The sequence below is a fragment of the Micromonospora reichwaldensis genome, from assembly GCF_031845925.1.
Classification (GTDB): domain Bacteria; phylum Actinomycetota; class Actinomycetes; order Mycobacteriales; family Micromonosporaceae; genus Micromonospora; species Micromonospora reichwaldensis.
Window position 1 is genome coordinate 15,536 of the sequence record NZ_JAVRFL010000044.1, and the last position, 22,365, is coordinate 37,900.

Annotated in this window: 7 protein-coding genes; 6 read left to right on the forward strand and 1 reads right to left on the reverse strand. The window is 75.1% G+C overall.

Annotation, left to right across the window (positions count from 1 at the left end):
- Positions 1 to 696 precede the first annotated feature (696 nt).
- On the reverse strand, positions 697 to 13,668 hold the full coding sequence (locus RM555_RS27235) for an SDR family NAD(P)-dependent oxidoreductase (protein ID WP_311414409.1): 12,972 nt from the start codon (positions 13,666 to 13,668) through the stop codon (positions 697 to 699).
- Between the two features lie 546 nt (positions 13,669 to 14,214).
- Between RM555_RS27235 and RM555_RS27240 the strand changes: the two genes are divergently transcribed.
- From RM555_RS27240 to RM555_RS27265, 6 genes are all read left to right on the forward strand, one after another.
- The gene (locus RM555_RS27240) at positions 14,215 to 14,394 is read left to right on the forward strand and encodes a hypothetical protein (protein WP_311414410.1); all 180 of its coding nucleotides are present in this window, start codon (positions 14,215 to 14,217) and stop codon (positions 14,392 to 14,394) included.
- A gap of 37 nt (positions 14,395 to 14,431) precedes the next feature.
- Complete coding sequence (locus RM555_RS27245; RefSeq protein ID WP_311414411.1) at positions 14,432 to 16,000, forward strand: fatty acid--CoA ligase; 1,569 nt, start codon at positions 14,432 to 14,434, stop codon at positions 15,998 to 16,000.
- 448 nt (positions 16,001 to 16,448) lie between these two features.
- Positions 16,449 to 19,574 (forward strand): non-ribosomal peptide synthetase, encoded by a 3,126-nt coding sequence (locus RM555_RS27250; RefSeq protein ID WP_311414412.1) that lies wholly within the window; start codon positions 16,449 to 16,451, stop codon positions 19,572 to 19,574.
- 44 nt (positions 19,575 to 19,618) lie between these two features.
- Complete coding sequence (locus RM555_RS27255) at positions 19,619 to 20,602, forward strand: aldo/keto reductase (protein ID WP_311414413.1); 984 nt, start codon at positions 19,619 to 19,621, stop codon at positions 20,600 to 20,602.
- Positions 20,603 to 20,660: 58 nt separating this feature from the next.
- Positions 20,661 to 21,398, forward strand: coding sequence for a sulfotransferase-like domain-containing protein (locus RM555_RS27260; RefSeq protein WP_311414414.1), 738 nt, complete (start codon positions 20,661 to 20,663; stop codon positions 21,396 to 21,398).
- The gene (locus RM555_RS27265) at positions 21,395 to 22,252 is read left to right on the forward strand and encodes a family 3 encapsulin nanocompartment shell protein (RefSeq protein WP_311414415.1); all 858 of its coding nucleotides are present in this window, start codon (positions 21,395 to 21,397) and stop codon (positions 22,250 to 22,252) included. Before RM555_RS27260 ends, RM555_RS27265 begins: the two co-directional genes overlap by 4 nt.
- Positions 22,253 to 22,365 lie beyond the last annotated feature (113 nt).

The window sequence follows — 22,365 nt, forward strand, 5'->3', positions numbered from 1 at the left end:
CCGCCTTCGCGTGGGGGCGTCCTGCCGCCACGCCGCTCGCGTGGAGAGCGCCCCTGCCGCCGCGCTTCCGCGTGCGAGCGTCCTGGTGCCGCGCCTTTGCGCGCGGCCGCCCCCGCCGCTCGCGTGCGAGCGCTCCGGTGATCAGGACGCCATGGACCTTATCCGGCCGTTTTAAGGTCCATGGCGTCCTGATCACCATCGGCTGGGTCGGCGTTCCTGGATTGCGTCAGGTGTCAGCCGGACAATTCCGGCGGGGTGCCGCAATACGTCGTCCGCCGTGAGGCGCAGCGCCAACCAGCCCGCCGGGCGCGGACTGCGTTGAGCGCCGAGCCACCTCCCACTGGAAGTGGCTGCGTTCCCGGTGGTGGTCACCCTCGTACTCAATCGGTCCACCGGTCCCGGGTACGCCCGGGGCCGGTGGGCCTTTCCCGGTCCGGACGGGCCGTTCCCGTCCGGACGGAGGCGGCCGTTCCCGTCCGCGCAGGGCGGCCGTTCCCGTCCGCGCAGGGCGGCCGTTCCCGTCCGCGCAGGGCGGCCGTTCCCGTCCGGTCGGGACTGTCTCCGGTCCAGGCGCCCGGTCGGGCTGCTCCCGGTCAGGGCGCTTGCGGCCCCGGCGGGCGTCTCGTGCGTCCCGTGAACGGACCAGCCCCCACCCCGTCGTGCGTCGGGGTGGGGGCGGTCGTGGCTCGCCCGGGGTCAGGCGTTGTCCAGCTCGCTGTCCAGGATGTCGAACAGGTCGTCCGCCGTGACCGAGGCGAGGTCCGTGGCCTCGGCCGGGCTGGACTTGTCGCGCCACCTGGTCAGCAGCCGTTGCAGGGCCGCGGCGATGTCCGTCTCCGCCGTCTGCGTCGCGTCCACCAGCTCCAGCGTCGCCTCCACCCTGGCGATGCTGTCGACGAGGGTGCGCAGGTTGAGCTGCGCCTGGTTGCCGCCCAGCTCCCCGATCAGGTGCTCCACGAGCGCCGCGGGCGTGGGGTGGTCGAACGTCAGCGTCGCCGGCATCCGCAGGCCGGTGGCCTGGTTGAGCCGGTTGCGCAACTCCACCGCCGTCAGCGAGTCGAAGCCCAGCTGCTTGAACGCCTGGTCCGCCGCGATGCTCTCCACCGAGTCGTGGGCCAGCACGGCGGCCACGTTCGTGCGTACCAGGGTCAGCAGCACCTCGCGCTGCTCCGGCTCGGCGAGGCCGGCCAACCGGCTGGACAGCGACGCCGCGCTGCCGGCCGAGGAGGCGCGCCGGGGGCGGGTGAAGGAGCGCAGCGGTGCCGGCGCCGACGTGCTCGTGCGCAGGACACCCACGTCCAACCTGATCGGGACCAGGCACGGCTCGTCGGTCCGGCAGGCCGCGTCGAACAGCGCGAGCCCCTCCTCGACGGTGTGCGCCCGCACACCGGTGCGCCCGATGCGGGCGAGGTCGGCCTCGGTGAGCCCACCGGTCATCGCGCCACCGCTGCGCCACAGGCCCCAGGCCAGCGACGTCGCGGTGAGGCCGGACGCCCGACGCCGCGCGGCGAGCGCGTCCAGGAAGGCGTTCGCCGCCGCGTAGTTCGCCTGGCCGGCCGTGCCCAGCACCCCGGTCGCCGAGGAGAACAGCACGAACATCCCGACGTCGCCGGCCAGCTCGTGCAGGTTCAGCGCCGCGTCGACCTTCGCCCGCAGCACCGCGTCCACCCGTTCCGGCGTGAGCGACTCGACCGTACCGTCGTCCAGCACGCCTGCGGCGTGCACGACGCCGACCAGGTCGGGCAGGGACGCCAGGAGTTCCGCCAGCGCGGTCCGGTCAGCGGCGTCGCAGGCGGCGACCGTGATCCTGGCGCCCAGCGACTCCAGCTCGGCCGTCAGCTCCGCGGCGCCCGGCGCGGCCGGGCCACGACGGGAGGTCAGCACGAGGTGCCGCGCACCGTGCGCGGTGACCAGGTGGCGGGCCAGTTCCGCGCCCAGGGCCCCGGTGCCGCCGGTGACGAGCACGGTGCCCGCCGGGTCGAACAGGCGGCGGTCCGAGGCGGCCGCGAAGGTTGCGAGACGCGGCACGGTCGGCACCCCGTCGCGGACGGCGACCTGCGGCTCGCCGGTCGCGACGGCCGCGCCGACGAGAGCCGGGTCGTCGGTGTCGACCAGGACGAAACGATCGGGATGCTCGGTCTGCGCCGAGCGGACCAGGCCCCAGACCGCCGCGCCCGCCGGGTTCGTGCCGTCGGTCGCACCCTGGGACACGAACACCAGCGGGGAGCGGTCGCCGGGCAGCCACTGCTGGACCGCCGCGAGCGCGTCGTGCACGGCGGCCCGTACCGCCTCGGCGTCCGTGCCGGTCCCGACCTGGAACACGTCGAAGGCGCCGGCGGGGGCCACGGGCGTGGGGACCGGCTGCCACTCCAACCGGTGCAGCCCGTCCGGACCGGCGGTGGAGCGCAGCTGCTCGATGGTCACCGGGCGCGCGACCAGGGACTCGACCGTGGCCACCGGCATGCCGGTGCCGTCGGCGAGCGCCAGGGCGTACGCGTCGCCGGCGGTGGGCGTGATCCGCACCCGCAGGGCCGTCGCCCCGGTGGTCAGCACCCGTACGCCGTGCCAGCTGAACGGCAGGCGCAGCGGACCGTCGGCCCCGGTGGCCAGGGAGATCGGGTGCAGGGCCGCGTCCAGCAGCGCCGGATGCAGTCCGAAGCGCCCCGCCGGCGCGTCGACGGGGAGCGCCACCTCCGCGAGCAGTTCCTCGCCGCGCCGCCAGGCCGCCACCAGTCCCCGGAACGCGGGGCCGTAGTCGACGCCGAGGTCGGCGACGCGGTCGTACAGCTCCTCGACCGGGGCCGGCACGGCGTCGGCGGGCGGCCATTCACCGGCCCAGGCGGCCTCGGGTTCCCCGGCGGTGTCGAGCAGGCCGCTCGCGTGCTGCGTCCACGGCTCGCCGTCGAGCGCGTCCTCGCGCCGGGAGTGCACCCGCAGCGGCCGGCGCCCGGCCTCGTCGGGCTCCCCGACCTCCACCTGCACCCGTACCGCGCCGTCGGCCGGCAGCACCAGCGGCGCGTGCAGGGTCAGCTCCTCGATGCGGTCGAGGTCGACGTGCTCGGCGGCCCGCCGCGCGAGTTCGACGAACGCGGCACCCGGCAGCAGGACCGTGCCCAGGACGGCGTGGTCGGCGAGCCAGGGCTGTTCGCGCAGGGAGAGCCGGCCGGTGAGCACGCTCCGCTGGGAGTCGGCGAGCGCCAGCACCGCGCCGAGCAGCGGATGGTCCGCCGCCCCGAGCCCGAGCCCGGCGGCGTCCGCCGGCCCCTCGTCGGGGACCAGCCAGTACCGCTGGTGCTGGAACGGGTACGTCGGCAGTTCCACCTCGCGGGCGCCCGCCCGGTACGCGCCGGCGTCGGGGCCGGTCCCCGCGGTGAAGAGTCGCCCGACGGCCCTGCCGAGGGTCGCGGTCTCGGGTTGTCCCCGGCGGGCGGTGGCGATGGTGGTGGCGTCGCCGGTGGCGGCGGCCGTGGCGAGGACGGTGTCGGGGCCGATCTCGAGGAAGGTGCCGACGTGGTGCGTGCCGGCGAGCGCCTCGACGGCCTCGTGGAAGCGGACGGTGTGGCGCAGTTGGGTGACCCAGTGGTCGGGGGTGGAACGCAGCGGTCGGCCGTCGACGGTGGAGATGACGGGAACGGTGGGCTCCCGGTGGGTGATGGAGTCGGCGACGGCGCGGTAGTCGTCGAGGACGGGGTCCATCAGGTGGGAGTGGAAGGCGTGGGAGACGGTGAGCCGCTTCGTCCGGTGGCCCTGTGCGGCGAGTGCCTCGGCGGCCGCGAGGGTGGCGGCCTCGTCTCCGGAGAGGACGAGGTCGGTGCCGGTGTTGACGGCGGCGACGCCGACCACGTCGGTGAGGTACGGGGTGACCTGTTCCTCGGTGGCCTGCACGGCGACCATGGCGCCCCCGGTGGGGAGGGCCTGCATGAGCGTGGCGCGGGCGGCGACGAGCTTCGCGGCGTCGGCGAGGTCCCAGACGCCGGCGACGTGGGCGGCGGCGAGTTCGCCGATGGAGTGTCCGGCGAGGTGGTCGGGGCGGATGCCCCAGGATTCGAGGAGCCGGTAGAGGGCGACCTCGAAGGCGAACAGGGCGGGTTGGGTGTAGCCGGTCTGGTGCACCTCGTCGGTGTCGATGACCTTGCGCAGCGGTTGGTCGAGGTGCGCGTCGAGGGCGGCGCAGACCTCGTCGAAGGCGGTGGCGAAGACGGGGTACGCGGCGGCGAGTTCGCTGCCCATGCCCAGCCGCTGCGCGCCCTGCCCGGTGAAGAGGAACGCCAACCTGCCGGCCCCGGGGGTGCCGGTGACCAGGTTGGCGGCCTCCTGGCCGGCGGCCAGCGCGGCGAGGCCGTCGAGGAGTTCCCGCCGGTCGGTCCCGACGACGGCGGCCCGCTGCGTGAACCGGACCCGGGCCGCCAGGGAGCGCGCGACGTCGGCGTCCGGCAGTTCGGGGCGGGCCGCGAGGTGGTCGTGCAGGCGGCGGGCCTGCTCCCGCAGGGCCTGCTCCGAGCGGGCGGACAGCAGCCACGGCAGGGCCTGCGGCGGCGTGCCGGTGTCGGCGCTGTCGGCCTCGGCGGGGGGCTCCTCGATGATCACGTGCGCGTTCGTGCCGCTGACGCCGAACGAGGACACCCCGGCGCGGCGCGGGTGGCCGTTGCGCTGCCACTCGGCCGGCTCGGTCAGCAGCGCGACCGAGCCCGCCGACCAGTCGACCTTCGGCGACGGCTCGTCGACGTGCAGGGTGCGCGGCAGCAGCCCGTGCCGCAGGGCGAGGACCATCTTGATGACCCCGCCGACGCCGGCGGCGGCCTGGGCGTGGCCGATGTTGGACTTGAGGGAGCCGAGCCAGAGCGGGCGCTCGCGGTCCTGGCCGTAGGTGGCGAGGATCGCCTGGGCCTCGATGGGGTCGCCCAGGGACGTGCCGGTGCCGTGCGCCTCGATGGCGTCCACCTGGTCGGCCGACAGCCCGGCGTTGGCCAGCGCCGACCGGATGACCCGCTGCTGCGAGGGCCCGTTGGGGGCGGTGAGGCCGTTGGAGGCGCCGTCCTGGTTGACGGCCGAGCCGCGTACGACCGCCAGCACGCGGTGGCCGTTGCGGCGGGCGTCGGAGAGCCGCTCGACGACCAGCACGCCGACGCCCTCCGCCCAGCCCGTGCCGTCCGCGGCGGCGGCGAACGACTTGCACCGGCCGTCGCGGGCGAGGCCCCGCTGCTTGGAGAACTCGACGTACAGGCTGGGCGTGGACATGACGGTCACGCCGCCGGTCAGCGCGAGGGAGCACTCGCCGGAGCGCAGCGCCTGCACGGCGAGGTGCAGGGCGACCAGCGAGGACGAGCAGGCGGTGTCGACGGTGACCGCCGGCCCCTCCAGCCCGAACGTGTACGCCACCCGGCCCGAGGCGACGCTGCCCGCGGTTCCGGTGCCCAGGAACCCCTCGACACCGTCGGGTACGGCGCTCGCCCCGGCGGCGTAGTCGTGCGTCATGAGGCCGGTGAAGACGCCGGTGGGTGAGCCGCGCAGCGCGTCCGGCCGCAGGCCGGCGTTCTCCAGCGCCGCCGAGCAGGTCTCCAGGAAGATCCGCTGCTGCGGGTCCATCGCCAGCGCCTCGCGGGGGCTGATGCCGAAGAACTCCGCGTCGAACCCGGCTGCGTCGAGCAGGAATCCGCCCTGGTCGACGTAGCTGGTGCCGGGGGTGTCCGGGTCGGGGTCGAACAGCGTGTCCAGCGACCAGCCCCGGTCGGTCGGGAAGCCGCTGATGCCCTCCCGGCCGTCGAGCAGCAGCTGCCACAGCTCGTCGGGTGAGGTGACGCCGCCGGGGTAGCGGCAGGCCATGCCGACGATCGCGACGGGTTCGTCGGTGGGGCGGGCGGCGACCGCCGCCACGACGGGCCGCGGTTCGTCCTCCCGGTCGCCCAGCTCGCCCCGCAGGTACTCGACGAGGGCCTCCGGGGTGGGGTAGTCGAAGGTCAACGTCGCGGGCAGGCGCAGCCCCGTCGCGGTGTTGAGCCGGTTGCGCAGCTCGACGGCCATCAGCGAGTCGAAGCCGAGCTGGCGGAACGGTTCGGCCACGGAGACGGCGTCCGCGTCCGGCTGGGCGAGCACGGTCGCGACCTGCGTACGCACGATGTCGAGCAGCAGCCCGCGCTGCTCCTCCTCGCTGCGCCCGGCCAGCTCGCGGGCCAGCGCGGTGGCGCCCGGCCGGGTCGCGGCCTGCCGCCGGCGCGGCACCCTGGCCAGGCCGTGCAGCGGCGGCGCGGCGTTCGTGGCGGCGCGTACCGCGGCGACGTCGATGGTGACGGGTACCAGGTGCGCCAGGTCCGAGCGGCACGCGGCGTCGAACAGCGCGAGCCCTTCCTCGACGCTGTGCGGGAGGAGACCGCCGCGCGCGATGCGGGCCAGGTCGGTCTCGCCGAGCTGGCTGGTCATCGCGCTCTGCTCGGCCCACAGGCCCCAGGACAGCGAGGTGGCGGCGCGGCCCTCGGCCCGGCGCTGTGCGGCCAGGGCGTCGAGGAACGCGTTCGCCGCCGCGTAGTTCGCCTGCCCCGCGGTGCCGATGACGCTCGCGACGGAGGAGTAGAGCACGAACAGGTCGACGTCGCCGGCCAGCTCGTGCAGGTTGAGCGCGGCGTCGAGCTTGGGTCGCAGGACGGCGTCGAGGCGCTCGGGCGTGAGCGACTCCAGGATGCCGTCGTCGAGCACGCCCGCGGTGTGCACCACGCCCACCAGCGGCCGGGCGAGCCCGTCGAGCAGCGCCGACAGCGCCTCGCGGTCGGCGGTGTCGCACGCGACGACGTCGACCGTGGTGGCGCCGAGGGCGGTCAGCTCCTCGGCCAACGCGGCGGCGCCCGGCGCGTCCAGGCCCCGGCGGGAGGCGAGGACCAGGTGTTCCGCGCCGTGCCGGGTGACCAGGTGGCGGGCGAGCGCGGCGCCGAGCGTGCCGGTGCCACCGGTGATCAGCACGGCCCCCGTCGCGTCGAACAGCGCGCCGTCCGGGGTGGCGGCGGTGTGCCGGGCGAGCCGCGGCACGGTCAGCGCCCCGTCGCGGACGGCGAGCTGCGGCTCCCCGGTGGCGAGCGCGGCGGCGAGGGCGCGCTCCGACTTGTCGGTGCCGTCGGTCTCGACGAGGACGAAGCGGTCCGGGTGCTCGGTCTGGGCGGAGCGGACCATGCCCCACGCCGCCGCGCCCGCGAGGTCGCCACCGCGGGTGACCACGGCCAGCCGCGCGGTGCCGGCCGCGGCCCGCTGAAGCGTCGCCAGCGTGTCGTGGAGGGACTGTCGTACGGCGTCGGCGGTGTCGCCCGCCTCGACCCGGAACACCTCGACGTCGGGCGTGCCGGCGCCGGTCGGGGCGGCCACGGGCACCCAGTCCGTGCGGTACAGCGCGGCGGTGGGGCCGCTCGCGCCGGCCAGGCCGTCCGTCGTGACCGGCCGGACCGCGACCGCGTCGGCGCTCAGCACCGGGTTGCCGTCGTCGTCGGTGGTGCTCACCCGCAGGGTGTTCTCGCCGGCCGGGGTCAGCCGGACCCGCAGCGCCGAGGCCCCCCGGCGGTGCAGCCGCACCCCCCGCCAGGAGAAGGGCAGCCAGGCCCGGCCGGCCGGGTTCCCGCCGCCGTCGAGGTGCAGCACGAGCGGGTGCATGGCGGCGTCGAGCAGCGCCGGGTGTACGCCGTAGCGCACGGCCGCCGGCTCGTCCTCGGTGCGCAGGGTGGCCCGGGCGAACAGCTCGTCGCCGCGCCGCCACACCTCCTGGACGCCCTGGAAGGCGGGGCCGTAGCAGAATCCGCGCGCCAGCAGCCAGCCGTAGAAGTCGCCGACCTCGACAGGCTCCGCGCCGGCTGGCGGCCACTCGTCCCGCACCGGGGCCGGCGCGGGTGCGTCGGCCAGCGTGCCCGAGGCGTGGCACGTCCACTCCGCGCCCGGCGGCTGCCCGGCCGGCTGGGAGTACACGCCGAACTCGCGGCGGCCCTGCTCGTCGGGTCGGCCGACCCATACCTGGAGGTTGACCCGCTGCTCCTCGGTCAGCGTCAGTGGGGCCTGGAGGGTGAGTTCCTCGATCGTGCCGCTGCCGGTGTGCTCGGCGGCGTGCGCGGCCAGTTCGAGGAACGCGGTGCCGGGCAGCAGGACCGTGTCGAGGACGGCGTGGTCGACCAGCCACGGCTGCTCGCGCAGGGAGAGCCGCCCGGTGAGCACGAGCCGGTCGGTGTCGACGACGCCCAGCACCGCGCCGAGCAGCGGGTGGCGCGCCGCGGTGAGGCCGGCCGCGCCCACGTCGCTCCCGGCCGTGGGCCGCAACCAGTACGACCTCCGCTGGAACGGGTACGTCGGCAGCGGCACCTCGCGGGCGCCGGGGAAGTAGGCGTCGGCGTCCGGGCTCGTCCCGACGGTGAAGAGGTGGCCGACGGCCCGGGCGAGGCTGTGCGTCTCGGGCTGCCCCCGGCGCATGGTGGCGATGCCGGTGGCGTCGCCGGTGGTGGTGGCCAGGACGGTGTCGGGGCCGATCTCGAGGAAGGTCTCGACGCGGCCGTCGGCGGTGAGGGCGGCGACGGCGTCGTGGAACCGTACGGCCCGGCGGACCTGGGTGACCCAGTGCTCGGGCGTGGAGCGCAGCGGCTGCCCGTCGACCGTGGAGATCAGCCCGATGCGGGGTTCGTGGTGGGTGATGGACGCGGCGACGGCCCGGTAGTCGTCGAGCATCGGGTCCATCAGGTGGGAGTGGGCGCCCAGCGGGATCGGCAGCCGCTTGGTCTTGTGACCGAGCGCGGCGAGCTGCTCGGCGGCGGCGAGGGTGGCGGCCTCGTCGCCGGAGATGACCAGGTCGGTGGGGGTGTTGATGGCGGCGATGCCGACCTGCTCACTCAGGTACGGGGTGACCTGCTCCTCGGTGGCCTGCACGGCGACCATCACGCCGCCCAGCGGCAGGGCCGCCATGAGGGTGGCGCGGGCGGCGACGAGCTTCGCGGCGTCGGCGAGCGACCAGACGCCGGCCACGTACGCGGCGGAGAGCTCGCCGAGGGAGTGCCCCGCCACGAAGTCGGGGCGGATGCCCCACGACTCGACGAGCCGGTGGAGGGCGACCTCGAAGGCGAACAGGGCGGGCTGCGTGTACGCGAAGCGGTGCAGGTCGTCGCTGCGGATGATCTCGCGTACCGGCTTGTCCAGGTGCCGGTCCAGCTCGGCGCAGGCCTCGTCGAAGGCGTCCGCGAAGACGGGGTACGTGGCGGCGAGTTCGGTGCCCATGCCGAGGTACTGGGCGCCCGTACCGGTGAACAGGAACGCCAGCCCGCCGGGGCGGGCGGTGCCGGTGAGCACGTCGGCGGTGCCCTGACCGGCGGCGAGGGCGGCGAGGCCGTCGAGCAGGTCCTGCCGGCTGGCGCCGGTGACCGCGGCCCGGTGGCCGAAGGCGACCCGAGTGGTGACGAGGGACCGGCCGACGTCGGCGACCGACAGCTCGGGCCGGTCGGCGAGGTGGTCGTGCAGCCGGCGGGCCTGCTCCCGTACCGCCTGCTCGGAGCGCGCCGACAGCAGCAACGGCAGCACCGGCGGCGCGGCCGGGGCGTCAGCGTCGGGGGCGTCGGCGGCGGGCGGCTCCTCGATGATCACGTGCGCGTTCGTGCCGCTCATCCCGAACGACGAGACGGCGGCCCGGCGCGGCCGGTCGCCGGCGGGCCACGCGACCGGCTCGGTCAGCAGCGACACCGCACCGGCCGACCAGTCCACCTTGCGGCTCGGTTCCGAGACGTGCAGGGTGCGCGGCAGCAGCCCGTTGCGCAGGGCGAGGACCATCTTGATCACGCCGCCGACGCCGGCGGCGGCCTGCGTGTGGCCGATGTTGGACTTGAGCGAGCCGAGCCGGAGCGGCTGTTCGCGGCCCTGGCCGTAGGTGGCGAGGATGGCCTGGGCCTCGATGGGGTCGCCCAGGGACGTGCCGGTGCCGTGCGCCTCGAGCGCGTCCACCTCGCTGGCGGCGAGGCCCGCGTTGGCGAGCGCGGCGCGGATGACCCGCTGCTGCGAGGGCCCGTTGGGGGCGGTGAGGCCGTTGGAGGCGCCGTCCTGGTTGACGGCCGAGCCGCGGACCACCGCCAGCACGCGGTGGCCGTTGTGGCGGGCGTCGGAGAGCCGCTCGACCACGAGTACGCCGACGCCCTCGCCCCAGCCGGTGCCGTCGGCGTCGTCGGAGAACGCCTTGCACCGCCCGTCGGGGGAGAGGCCGTTCTGCCGGGAGAACTCGGTGAAGGTCTCCGTGCCGGCCATCACGGTCACGCCCCCCGCCAGGGCCATGGAGCACTCGCCGGAGCGCAGCGCGCGTACGGCCAGGTGCAGGGCGACCAGCGACGCCGAGCAGGCGGTGTCGACGGTCATCGCCTGGCCCTCCAGGCCCAGGGCGTACGCGACCCGGCCGGACGCCACGCTGCTCGCGGTGCCGGTGATGAGGTGGCCGTCGACCCCGTCCTCCTCGCTGTGCCCGAGCCGGCCGTAGTTCTGCACGTGCAGGCCCGTGAAGACGGCGGTGTCGCTGCCGCGCATCGAGGTCGGCGGGATGCCGGCGTGCTCCAGCGCCTCCCACGCGGTCTCCAGGAACACCCGCTGCTGCGGGTCCATCGCCAGCGCCTCGCGGGGGCTGATGCCGAAGAACTCCGCGTCGAACTCGTCCGCGTCGTGCAGGAAGCCGCCGGCGGTCGCGTTGCACGTGCCCGGCCCGTCGCCCGCGAACAGCGCCGCGAGGTCCCAGCCGCGGTTGGTGGGGAACTCGCCGATGACGTCGGTGCCGTCCTCGACCACCCGCCACAGGTCCTCCGGGGAGGTGATGCCGCCCGGGTAGCGGCAGGCCATGCCGACGATCGCGATCGGCTCGCTCTCGTCGTACGACCCGACCGTGGCCGGCGCCGCCTCGACCGTGCCCAGCCCCAGGGCGTCGAGCAGGTGGCTGGCGAGGATGTCCGGCGTCGGGTAGTCGAAGACCAGGCTCGCCGGCAGGCTGAGGCCGGTCGCGGCGCAGAGCCGGTTGCGCAGCTGCACGGCGATGAGCGAGTCGTAGCCGAGCTGCCGGAACGGCGTCTCGCCGTCGATCGTCGCGGGCGCCTGGTCGCCCAGGACCTCGCCGGTCGCGGCCCGTACGAGTTCGCGCAGCAGGCCGAGCCACTCGTCCGCCGGGGTCGCCAGCAGCCGCTCGGCCAGGGCGTTGCCGGCGCCGTCGGTGCCGGCGTCGGCGGCCAGCACGGGGCGCGCGGCGACGACGCAGGGCTCGCCCGTGGCCAGCGCGGCGTCGAGGAGGGCGCTACGTCGTGCCGCGGGGGGCCGGGCGAACCCTGGCGCGCTCCACGCCACGGAGACGCCGGGCAGGCCGAGCGCCCGCCGGTGCCGCACCAGCGCGTCGGCGGCGACGGTGGCGGCGACGTCGCCACCGTCGGTGAGCAGCACGAGGTCGGCCGGGGCGCGCCCGAGCGGCGCGGTGTGCAGCGCCAGCGTCTCGGTGACCGTGAGGTCCACCGCCGCGACGGTGGTGACCGGCCGGTCGCCGAGCACGGCCGCCAGCGTCTCCGGGTCGAACGGCACGTCCGGGTGCACGCAGACCTCGGCGCCGAACGCCGCCAGCTCCGCCGGGGCGCCCGCCGGCACGTCGTCCGGCCCCACCAGGACCAGTTCGCGTACGTCGTGGGCCGCCACGAGGTGCCGGGTGAGCGCCGCGTCGTACGACCGGGCGACGAGCACGACCGTGCCCCGCAGCGGTGCGCCGCCGGGCAGGGCGGGGACGTCCGCGTACCGGGGCACGAGCAGTTCGCCCTCGCGTACGGCCAGCACGTCCTCGCCGCAGGCCACGGCCGCGCGCAGCTCCTCGGCACTGACCCGGTTGGCGTCGACGAGCACGAGCCGACCGGGGCGGCGGAGCTGGTGGGCCCGCGCGAGCGCCCAGGCGGCGGCCTGCCCGGGGGCCGCCGCGTCGTCGCCGTGCAGGCCACCCCGGGTCAGTACGACCAGGCGCGAGTCCGCCGGATGGTCCTCGTCGAGCACCCGCGCCAGCAGTTCGGACAGCGCGGTGTGGTCGGGGTAGCTGTCGACGGTGAGGTCGTCGTCGGTGAGGTCGGCGGTCAGCTCGGGCGGGCCCACGACCGCCCAGGCGAGCCGAGCGGAGTCCGATCCGGAGGCGGGCTCCGGTGCCGGCTCCCAGCGCAGCGCGTGCAGCCGGTCGGGCAGCGACGCGGCCACGCCGATCAGGCGGGCGGGCAACCCGGGGAGCCGGTGCCGGGCGGGGCTGCCGAGGGCGGTGCGGGGGATCTCCCGCACCAGGTACGTCTCGACCGGCACGGCCGCGGCGGGCAGTTCCGCGCGGCACCGCGCCAGCAGGCCGGCGGCGTCCACGTCGGACCCGGCGACGAACGCGACCGGACCGTCGGGCCCGGCGAGGGCTGCCGCGTCGGCCACCCCCGCCGCGGCGCGCAGCACCGCGTCGATCCGGTCCAGCCGGACCCGCTCGCCGGCGACCTCGACCGCGTCGGCCAGCCGGCCGGTGACCGTGAGGTGCCCGGAGTCGTCGCGGCGGGCCAGGTCGCCGGTGCGGTACCAGCCGCCGCGCAGCGCCTCGGCCGTCTCGGCGGCGAGGTCGTGGTAGCCGCCGGCCATCACGTTCGGGCCGCTGACCCAGACCTCACCCTCCTGGCCGGGGCCCAGGTCGGCGCCCGACGCGGGGTCGACCACCCGCACGCTCAGGCCCGGCAGGGGCAGGCAGCGTCGTTCCGCGTCGCCGTTCGGCCAGCTCACCGCGATCAGGCCGGACGTCTCGGTGGTCACGTAGCCGGTGAGCAGCGGCGCGGCGAACGCGGCCTCGAAGGACCCGCGCAGCGCCGGGTCCACGGGTCCGACGGCCAGCGCGATCCGTACCCCCCGCGGGTCGGGGCCCGGCGCGTCGAGCAGGGCGCGGTGCGTCGCGCCGGCGCCCACCAGCACGGTGCTGCCCTGCGCGGCGAGCGCGGCCCGCAGTTCGTCGGGGGAGAGGCCGCCGGCGAGGCGTACCGACGCCCCCGCCGCGGTGGCGGCGAGGAGCTGCCCGAAGCAGGCGTGCACCGGCAGCATCCACAGCACCCGGTCGTCCGCTGTCCACCCGAGCCCGGCCACGTACGTCGCCGCGGCGGCGGGCCACAGCGCGTTGCGCTGCGTGGACAGCACGCCCTTGCGGCGGCCGGTCGTTCCCGCCGTCCAGGTGAGCAACGCCAGGTCGTCGAGGCCGGCGTCGTCCTGGGGCGGCGACGCCGGGTCGGTCGTCGCCAGCTCCTCGAACGAGTGCCCGTCGCCGTCGTGCCCGCCGTCGACGACGAGGACCGACACGGACACCCGCGCCGCGTTCGCCGCGTCGGTGATGACCGCGTCGGCACCGGCGTCCTCGACCAGCCGGGCCAGCTCGGCGTCGTCCAGGGCCGGGTCCAGCGGCACCGCGATGCCGCCGGCCCGGACGACGGCGAGGACGCCCTCCACCGCCGTGACCCCGTCGAGCAGGACGACGACGCGGTCCGCCGGCCACACGCCGAGGTCGGCGAGGTGGCCGGCGAGCCGCGCCGTCCGTATCTCCAGCTCCGCGTGGGTCACGTTCCGCCGCGAATCGGCGTACGCGACCTGGTTGCCGGACCGGTCGGCGTTGGTCCGGAGCAGTTCGGGCAGGGGCCGGAGCAGATCGGTACGCGGCATGGTTCAACAACCTCTTGTCGGATAGCAGTGGTGATGCGGACCGTGGGTGGGGATGCGCTCAAGACCGTGACCGGAAGGGACACCAGGGCGGGCACCGGCGGCGTACGCCTGACCTTCAGCGACTCCCGGGGGGCGGCGAGCCCGATGTCCGGGAAGCGGGTGCACAGCTCCCGGAGGGCGGGTGGGGGAACCGCTTCGGGGCGTCGTACGCCGCGTACGGGCGCGCGAAGTGGTCGTCGTCCATCAGCTGCCGATGCCCGTGCACCGGGCACGTGTCCGCCATGTCGTCCTCGCTGTGATCGCTCGGAAGGAATCGCTGTCGGATGCGGTGCGCCGGGCGGGAGGGACCGCCCGCGCGCTCATGGTGCCCCCAGCCCGTCCACGCTCGGGTAACTGCCGGGACGACCGCCGTTGGTGCGGGTGACGCCCCCACTCACGGGTACGGGGGCCCGGATCGGGCCCGTGGGCCAGTTCTTCCGCTGTTACCGAGTGATGGACACGCGCTGATTACGTTCAGTTCGCACTCGTGCGCAAGGAGGAACGGCGATGACGACGTCGCGGGCCAGGCACAGCGCGGCCGATGGGCTGGCGAGCGCGGAGGGCGACATCGTCCGGAACGTCGACACGCCCCGGCGTCTCCCGTACGACGACGGCATCGCCGGGTGCGAGGTGCGGATGGCGCCGGTCAGCCCGCCCGGCATGCGTTCCCAGGCCGACGCGGCGTGAGCCGCCCCCACCCCGTACGTCCACTGAGGAGGACTTGGTGACCGTTCAGTTGCGCACGCTCGTCGACGTGGCACGCCGGCACGCCGCCCAGCAGCCGGAAGCCGTCGCGATCATCTGCGAGGGCCGGCGCGTCGACTACGCCACCCTGCACCGCGTCAGCAACCAGGTGGCGCGCGGCCTCCAGGCGGCGGGCCTGCGCCCCGGGGACCGCGTCGCCTACCTCGGCAAGGAGTCCGAGCACTTCTACGACCTGCTCTTCGGTGCCGCGAAGATCGGCGTGGTGTTCGTGCCGATCAACTGGCGGTTGGCCGCCGGCGAGGTCGAGCACATCCTGCGCGACTCCGGCGCCGCCCTGCTCTTCGTCGACGCCGACTCGACCCCGGTCGCCGAGAAGCTGGCGCCGGAGCTGCCGATGCTGCGGCAGGCGGTCGCGCTGGACGCCGACGGCGTGGCCCGCGCAGGCTTCGCGGCCTGGGCGTCGGCGCAGCCCGACGCGAACGTGCTGGCCAAGGTCACGTCCGACACGCCGCTGGCGCAGATGTACACCAGCGGCACGACGGGTCTGCCGAAGGGCGTCGTCCTCGCGCACCGCAGCTTCTTCGCGGTACGCGACGGGCTCGCCTCGGAGAACCTGGACTGGCTGGACCTGCGCGAGAGCGACGTCAGCCTCCTCTGCAACGGCGGATTCCACATCGGCGGCCTGTCGTGGGCGGCGATGGGTTTCGCCGCGGGCGCCACGAACGTGCTGATGCGCGAGTTCAACACCGCGGGCGCGGTCGAGCTGATCAGATCGCTGCGCGTCACCACCATCCTCGCGGTGCCCTCGATGCTGCGACTGCTGCTCGCGGAGCCCGGCGTCACCAAGGCGGACTTCGCCTCGCTGCGGAAGATCGTCTACGGCAGCGCGCCCATCTCGACGGCGCTGCTGGCCCGCTGCATCGAGGGCTTCGGCTGCGAGTTCGCCCAGATCTACGGCCTGACCGAGACCGGCAACTCCGCCGTCTGCCTGCCCCCGGCCGACCACACCCCGGACGGCGGCAAGATGCAGTCGGCGGGGCTGCCGTACCCGGGCTTCGAGGTCAAGATCGTGGACGACAAGGGCGACCCGCTGCCGGCCGGCGAGGTCGGCGAGGTCTGGCTGCGTTCGCCGGGCGTGATGGTGGAGTACTGGAACCTGCCGGAGGCCACGGCGAAGACGCTTGTCGACGGCTGGGTCGTCACCGGGGACGCCGGCTTGCTGGACGAGGACGGTTACCTGTACATCCGGGACCGGATCAAGGACATGATCATCGTCTCGGGGGAGAACGTCTACCCCGTCGAGGTCGAGAACGTCATCAGCCGGCACCCGCTGGTTGCCGAGTCGGCGGTCGTCGGGGTGCCGGACGAGCGCTGGGGCGAGGCCGTCTACGCGTTCGTGGTGCCGGTGGAGGGGCAGCAGCTCACCGAGCGCGACCTGGCGCTGCACCTGCGCGGCCAGCTCGCCGGTTTCAAGCAGCCGCTGCACTACGAGTTCATCGACCGGGTGCCGCGCAACCCCAGCGGGAAGATCCTGCGCCGCGAGCTGCGGGAGCGGTTCTGGCAGGGGCACGACCGCCGGGTCAGCTGATCGCGATGACGGCGGTGATCAGCGAGCCGGACATCCGCGACCCGCTGCACCGGCGCGAACGGCCCGCGCGTCGCCGGCTACGGTCCGTCATCGCGCCTGCTCGTCGCGTGGCGGGGGCGTCCGTCCCCGCCGCCGGTACGCCTCCACGCGTAACCGGCGGTCCAGCGTGGAATCTCCGCGCACGGCGGCAGGTGGGCGAAGGATTCCCTGGTGGGGGGCCTGTCCGCCGGACGGGCGGCGCGCGGGGAGGGCGGTCACCACTTCCAAGTGATGGGAATCGATGTAGCAGAAAGTTGCATATTCCCTCCCATCGATCGGCCCTCTAGTGTCCATGACCAGCAGCCAGGGCATCGACCGGCGCCGATAACTACCCTTGCTGCGCGTCGGGTCGGATTCGTCCCGTCCGCAGCATGACGACAGGCCTGCGGGCACGGGGACAGGAGGCGTGATGAGGGCGGGCGACACCGGATCCGCGGCGGCGGTTCCCGTCTCCGACGGGCCCACCTGCCGGTGCACCGCCACCACTGCGGCGGCCGCCGGGAAGGCGTACGACGACCGGCCCTTCCTGGCCGTGCCCGGCATGGTCGAGGAGCGCGTCGACCGGCACCCGCACCGCCGGGCGGTGTCGTTCCGGGGCCGCTCGCTGACGTACCGCGAACTCGACGACCTGGCCAACGGCGTCGCCGCCGCCCTGACCGGGCGGGGCGTCCGGCGGGGCGACGTGGTGCCCGTCCTGATCGCCGACGGGCTCGAACTGCCCGTCGTCGACCTGGCGCTGATGAAGCTCGGCGCGGCCTTCGTGCCCGTCGATCCCGGCTGGCCGGCGGACCGGCTGCACGCCGCGCTGCGGGAGGTGCGGCCCCGGCTCGCGGTGGTACGCGGCGCCGGCCCGCGTCCCGACACCGGCGACGTCCCCTGCCTGCCCGTCGACCTCGACGAGATCATCCCGACCCGCCGCCGGCCCGGCGTGCCGATCGGCCCGGCCGACCTGATCTACGGCATCTTCACCTCCGGCACCACCGGCACCCCGAAGTGCGCACTGAACCGGCACGACGGGATCGCCAACCGGCTGCGGTTCATGACGCGGCACTTCGCGGCGACCGGCGACGAGGTGGTGCTCCAGAACAGCCGGCACACCTTCGACTCGTCGGTGTGGCAGATGTTCTGGCCGCTGACCACCGGTGGCCGCACCGTGGTGCCGGTCGAGGGCGGGTTCCTCGACGTCGAGCGGACCGTCCGGACCATCGCCGACGAGAACGTCACGATGACCGACTTCGTGCCGAGCGTGCTCGGCGCGCTGGTGTCGGTCCTGGACCGGGATCCGGCGGCCCGGCGCGCCGTCGCCTCGCTGCGCAACGTGATCGTCGGCGGCGAGGAGATCGACCCCTGGGCGGTGCACCGGCTGGTCGAACTGGTGCCGGGCGTGGCGGTCACCAACGGCTACGGCCCGACCGAGGCGTCGATCGGAATGATCTTCCACACCGTCGTCCGCAGCGACGGTGACGTCATCCCCATCGGCCGGCCCATCGACAACTGCCACGCCGCCGTCGTGGACGACGAGCTGCGCCCCCTGCCGCCGGGCGAGACCGGCGAGATCGTCATCGGCGGCGTGTGCCTGGGCGAGGGATACCTCGGCGACCCGGCCCGCACCGCCGAGGTGTTCGTGCCCAACCCGCTGCCCGACATCCCGGGTGCCCGGCTCTACCGCACCGGCGACCTCGGCCGGATCGCCCCCGACGGCCGGCTGCACTTCGCTGGCCGCCGCGACCACCAGCTCAAGGTCAACGGCGTCCGGATCGAGGCGGGCGAGATCGAGACCGCCGCCACCCGGCTGCCCGGCGTACGGCTGGCGAAGGTGCTGCTGGCCCGCGAGCACCGGGGGAAGTCGCTGGCCCTCTTCCTCGCCGCCGACCCCGAGGTGACCGAGCCGCAGGTGCGGGCGCACCTGCGCGGGCTGCTGCCCCGCACCCACGTGCCCCGGCACGTCGTCGTGCGCGACGCGCTGCCGCTGACCGGCAACGGCAAGGTCGACCGGCAGGCGCTGGAGGCATGGCTGGACCGTACGCTCGCCGACCGGACCCGCCCGTCGGCCGCGCCCGCCGAGGCGCGGACGCTGCCCGAGCGGGTGCTGGGGATCTTCCGGACGGTCCTCGGCCGGCCCGACCTCGACCCCGACACCGACTTCCTCGACGCCGGGGGCGACTCGCTCCAGGCCCTCGACGCGGTCACCGCCCTCGGCGCGGACCAGAGCGTGCGCGTCGGCGTGCAGGACCTGTTCACCCACCGCAGCGCCGCCCGGCTCGCCCGGGCGCTCGCCGTACGGCTGCGCACGGCCGACCCCACCGAGACCGAGGACGAGCTGGTGGAGCGGGACGCGAAGATCCCGGCCGACCTGCCCGTACGCCCCGTCGGCCGGCGCCGGGCGCCGCGTACGGTCCTGGTCACCGGGGCCACCGGCTTCGTCGGCGCGCGTCTGGTGCACGAGCTGCTCGCCACCACCGACGTCCGGGTGCTGTGCCTGGCCCGCGCGGCCGACGACGCCGAGGCCACCGCCCGCGTCGTGCGCGCGCTGGCCGAGCGGGGCCTGTGGCGGCCCGGCCACGGCCCGCGCCTGCACGGGTACGCGGCCGACCTCGGCAGCCCGGCCCTCGGCCTGACCCCGCAGGCGTGGGACCGGCTGGCCCACGACTGCGACCTCGTGCTGCACGCCGGGGCGCTCGTCAACTTCCTGTTCGACTACCGGGCCCACCGCGCCGCGAACGTCCTCGGCACCGCCGAGCTGCTGCGGCTGTGCCTGACGGGGCGGCCGAAGCCGCTGCACCACGTCTCCACCCTCGGCGTCCTCGACAGCGAGGCCGCCCGCCATCCGCAGCCGCTGCCCGAGACGTACGACCCGGCCCTCGCCGTCGCGCCGACGAGCGGCTACAGCCGGTCGAAGTGGGTGGCGGAGCGGTACCTCGACGACGCCCGGCGGCGCGGCGCGACCGTCACGGTGCTGCGCCTCGGCGAGGTGATGCCCGCGGCCGACGACGGCCACCCCAACCCCCGGGCCCTGACCCACCTGCTGCTGGCGGCCTGCCACCGGCTGGGGATGCGGCCGGACGCGCCCGTGCGCTCCGACTGGACGCCGGTGGACTGGGCCGCCCGGCGGATCGTCGCCACGGTCGTCGACCCGCGCCAGTGGGGCGGCACGCTGCACGTCCTGCACCCGGTGAGCGTCGACTTCACCGACCTGCCGCTGGGCGGCGCGGACGCCCTGCCCCGGGTGAGCTGCGGGCGGTTCCTGGCGGGGCTGCGCGAGGCGGCGGACGGGGGCGACCGCGACGCCGCCGTGCTGCTGGCCCTCTTCCCGCCCGGCGCGGGCGCCGACGAGGAGCGGCTGCGCGCGGTCTTCGCGACGCTGCTCACCGACAACCCCCGGCTCTTCCGGCGCGACGGCTGCGCCGAGCTGGAACGCCGCCGGGGCTTCACCGACCACCGGCTCGGCCCGTCCGTCGGCGCCTACCGCGCCTGGCTGGGCGCGCACGAGGGGCGGGAGACCGACCGGCTGCTGCTGCCGGCGGGACCAGGGTGAACGGTCGCGCGCGACGCAATTTCCGGCACGGATGAGGGAGTGGAATGCGATACCGCAGGATGGGTCGGCTCGGCTGGCAGGTCAGCGAGGTCGGGTACGGGATGTGGGGCATCGGGGGCGGACCCGGCGGCTTCACCGGCTGGGACTACGACACCGCGCCGGCCTGCCTGGACGAGGCGGTGGAACGGGGCTGCAACTTCTTCGACACCGCCTGGGTCTACGGGCGGGGCGTCAGTGAGCAGCTCCTCGGCGGCCTGGTGCGTCGGCACCCGGACCGCCGGCTGTACCTGGCCACCAAGATCCCGCCGAAGAACCGTGAGTGGCCGCCCGGCCCCCAGGACACCCTGGACGACGTCTTCCCGGCCGAGCACATCCGCGAGTTCACCCACCGCAGCCTCGAGAACCTCGGCGTGGACCGGATCGACCTGCTCCAGTTCCACGTCTGGGAGGACCGGTGGGCCGCCGACGGCCGCTGGCAGGAGGCCGTCGCGGACCTCAAGCGGGAGGGCGTGGTCGACGGCGTCGGGATCAGCGTCAACCGGTGGGAGCCGACGAACTGCCACGCCGCCCTGGACACCGGCCTGATCGACGTCGTGCAGGTCATCTACAACGTCTTCGACCAGGCGCCGGAGGACGAGCTGTTCCCGCGCGCCCAGCGCGACGACATCGCGATCATCGCCCGCGTCCCGTTCGACGAGGGGACGCTGACCGGCACGCTGACCGCCGACAGCACCTGGCCGGAGGAGGACTGGCGCAGCACGTACTTCGGGCCGGAGAACCTGCTGCCCAGCGTGGAGCGCGCCGAGCGGCTGGCCGCCGACGTGCCGGCGGGGATGACCATGCCGGAGCTGGCGCTGCGGTTCATCCTGCACCACCCGGCGGTGAGCACGGTGATCCCCGGGATGCGCCGCGTCGAGCACGTCCGCGCCAACCTGGCCGTCAGCGACGGCGTACCGCTGGACGCCGGGCTGCTGGACACGCTGCGCGGCCACCGGTGGGACCGCAAGCCGACGTCGTGGTCGCAGTGAGCGCGCGCCGCCGCGGCGCCGCCCCACGGCGGCGGGAGACGCGGTACGGGAGGCCGGCATGCCGGTGATCGCCATGTGGGCGCACCCCCGGGCGCTCTCCACCGCGTTCCTGCGCATGATGATCGCCCGCGGCGACGTCACGGTCGTCCACGAGCCCCTGGTCACCCTCGTCGACGAGGGGCACGTCGAGCTGCCCGTTGCCGACGGCGGCACCGTCACCGTGACCGACGCGGCCGAGGTCGTCACGCACCTGACGGAGCTGGGCCGGGACCGGACCGTCTTCGTCAAGGACACGCTCGAATACCGCTACCGGCACCTGTTCGCCGATCCCGGGGCGATCGCCGACGTCACGCACACCTTCATCGTCCGGGAACCGGCCCGCACGATCAGCTCGCACTACGCGATCAAGCCGACGGTCACCTGCCCGGAGATCGGCTACGAGCACCAGTGGGAGCTGTTCGACCTGGTCAGCCGGACCGCGCACCGGCCACCGGTGGTGATCCGGGCCGAGGACCTGCTGCGGCACCCGGGGGAGACGGTGTCGGCCTGGTGCGGGGCCGTGGGGCTGCCGTTCCTGCCCGAGGCGCTGAACTGGGCGCCGGGGGAGCGCACCGAGTGGCGGCGTACGCGCAAGTGGCACCTCGACGTCGAACGCACCTCGGGCTTCTCGCCGGTCGAGAAGTCCTTCGAGGTGACCGTCGCCAACAACGACACCCTGCGGTCGTACCACGACTACCACCGGCCCTTCTACGAGCGGCTGATCCAACACGCCATCTCCATCGGGGAGGACTCATGACCACCACCGCCGCGCCGCCCGTGACCGCGTCGTCGACGCTGTCGCCCGGTGAGCTGTTCGCCCGCGCGTACGCCGACGATCCCGCCGGCGCCGAGGTGCGCTTCGACTACACCATCACGGACGCCTTCCAGCCGACCAAGGAACGCCCCCGGGTGACCGTGCGCAACCTGTTCCGCAAGCGGCCGGTCGGCATGGAGCCGGTCCGGTTCTGGTCCGAGGGCCGGCCCGACGCGGGCGAGGCCGCCACCGTGCACGAGTCGGGCCTGCGCCGGGAGGCCGCCTTCCGGTTCGGCACCGCCTCCGCCGGGGTGCACCCGATCCGTGCCTGGGTGCGCATCCCCGAGGAACTCGCCGACGACCCGGAGGCGCTGGCCTCCTTCATCGACTACCGGCTGCTGGTCCGCCTCGCCACGGCCGAGAACCAGGCGCTGACCATCGGCGAGGGCGGCCTGCTGCGGCACCCGGAGATCGGGCGGCTGCCGTACCGGCACGACTGGCTCAGCGGCCTGCTCGCGGCCTGCGACGAGATCGAACAGACCGGGGCCACCCCGCACGCGATGATCGTCAACCCGCGGGACTACTACACCCACCTGCTCGGGAAGGGCTCCCTCCTGACGGACCTGACCCGCAACGGCGTCCAGATCAGCCGTACGCGGATGGTGGCGCCGGGCGAGGCGGTGGTGGGGGACTTCGCGATGGCCGCCCGTCTGCTGGACGCGGGGCGGTCCGCGATCCGCGTCGACACCCCGCCGCCCGGCACCCTGTCCACCGACGGCCCGGCCGTCTGTGCCGAGATCCACGAGGGACTGGCCGTGCACCTGCCGACCCACTTCTTCCACGTCGTACCGGCCTGACCCCTGTCCCGCGAGGCCCGGAGCCATCGCCGATGGCGGTGACGGTGACGGTGGCTCCGGAGCGGAGGAGTTGCTTGTCCCGTAGGCCCTGACCCGTTCCTGCGCGCGGCTCC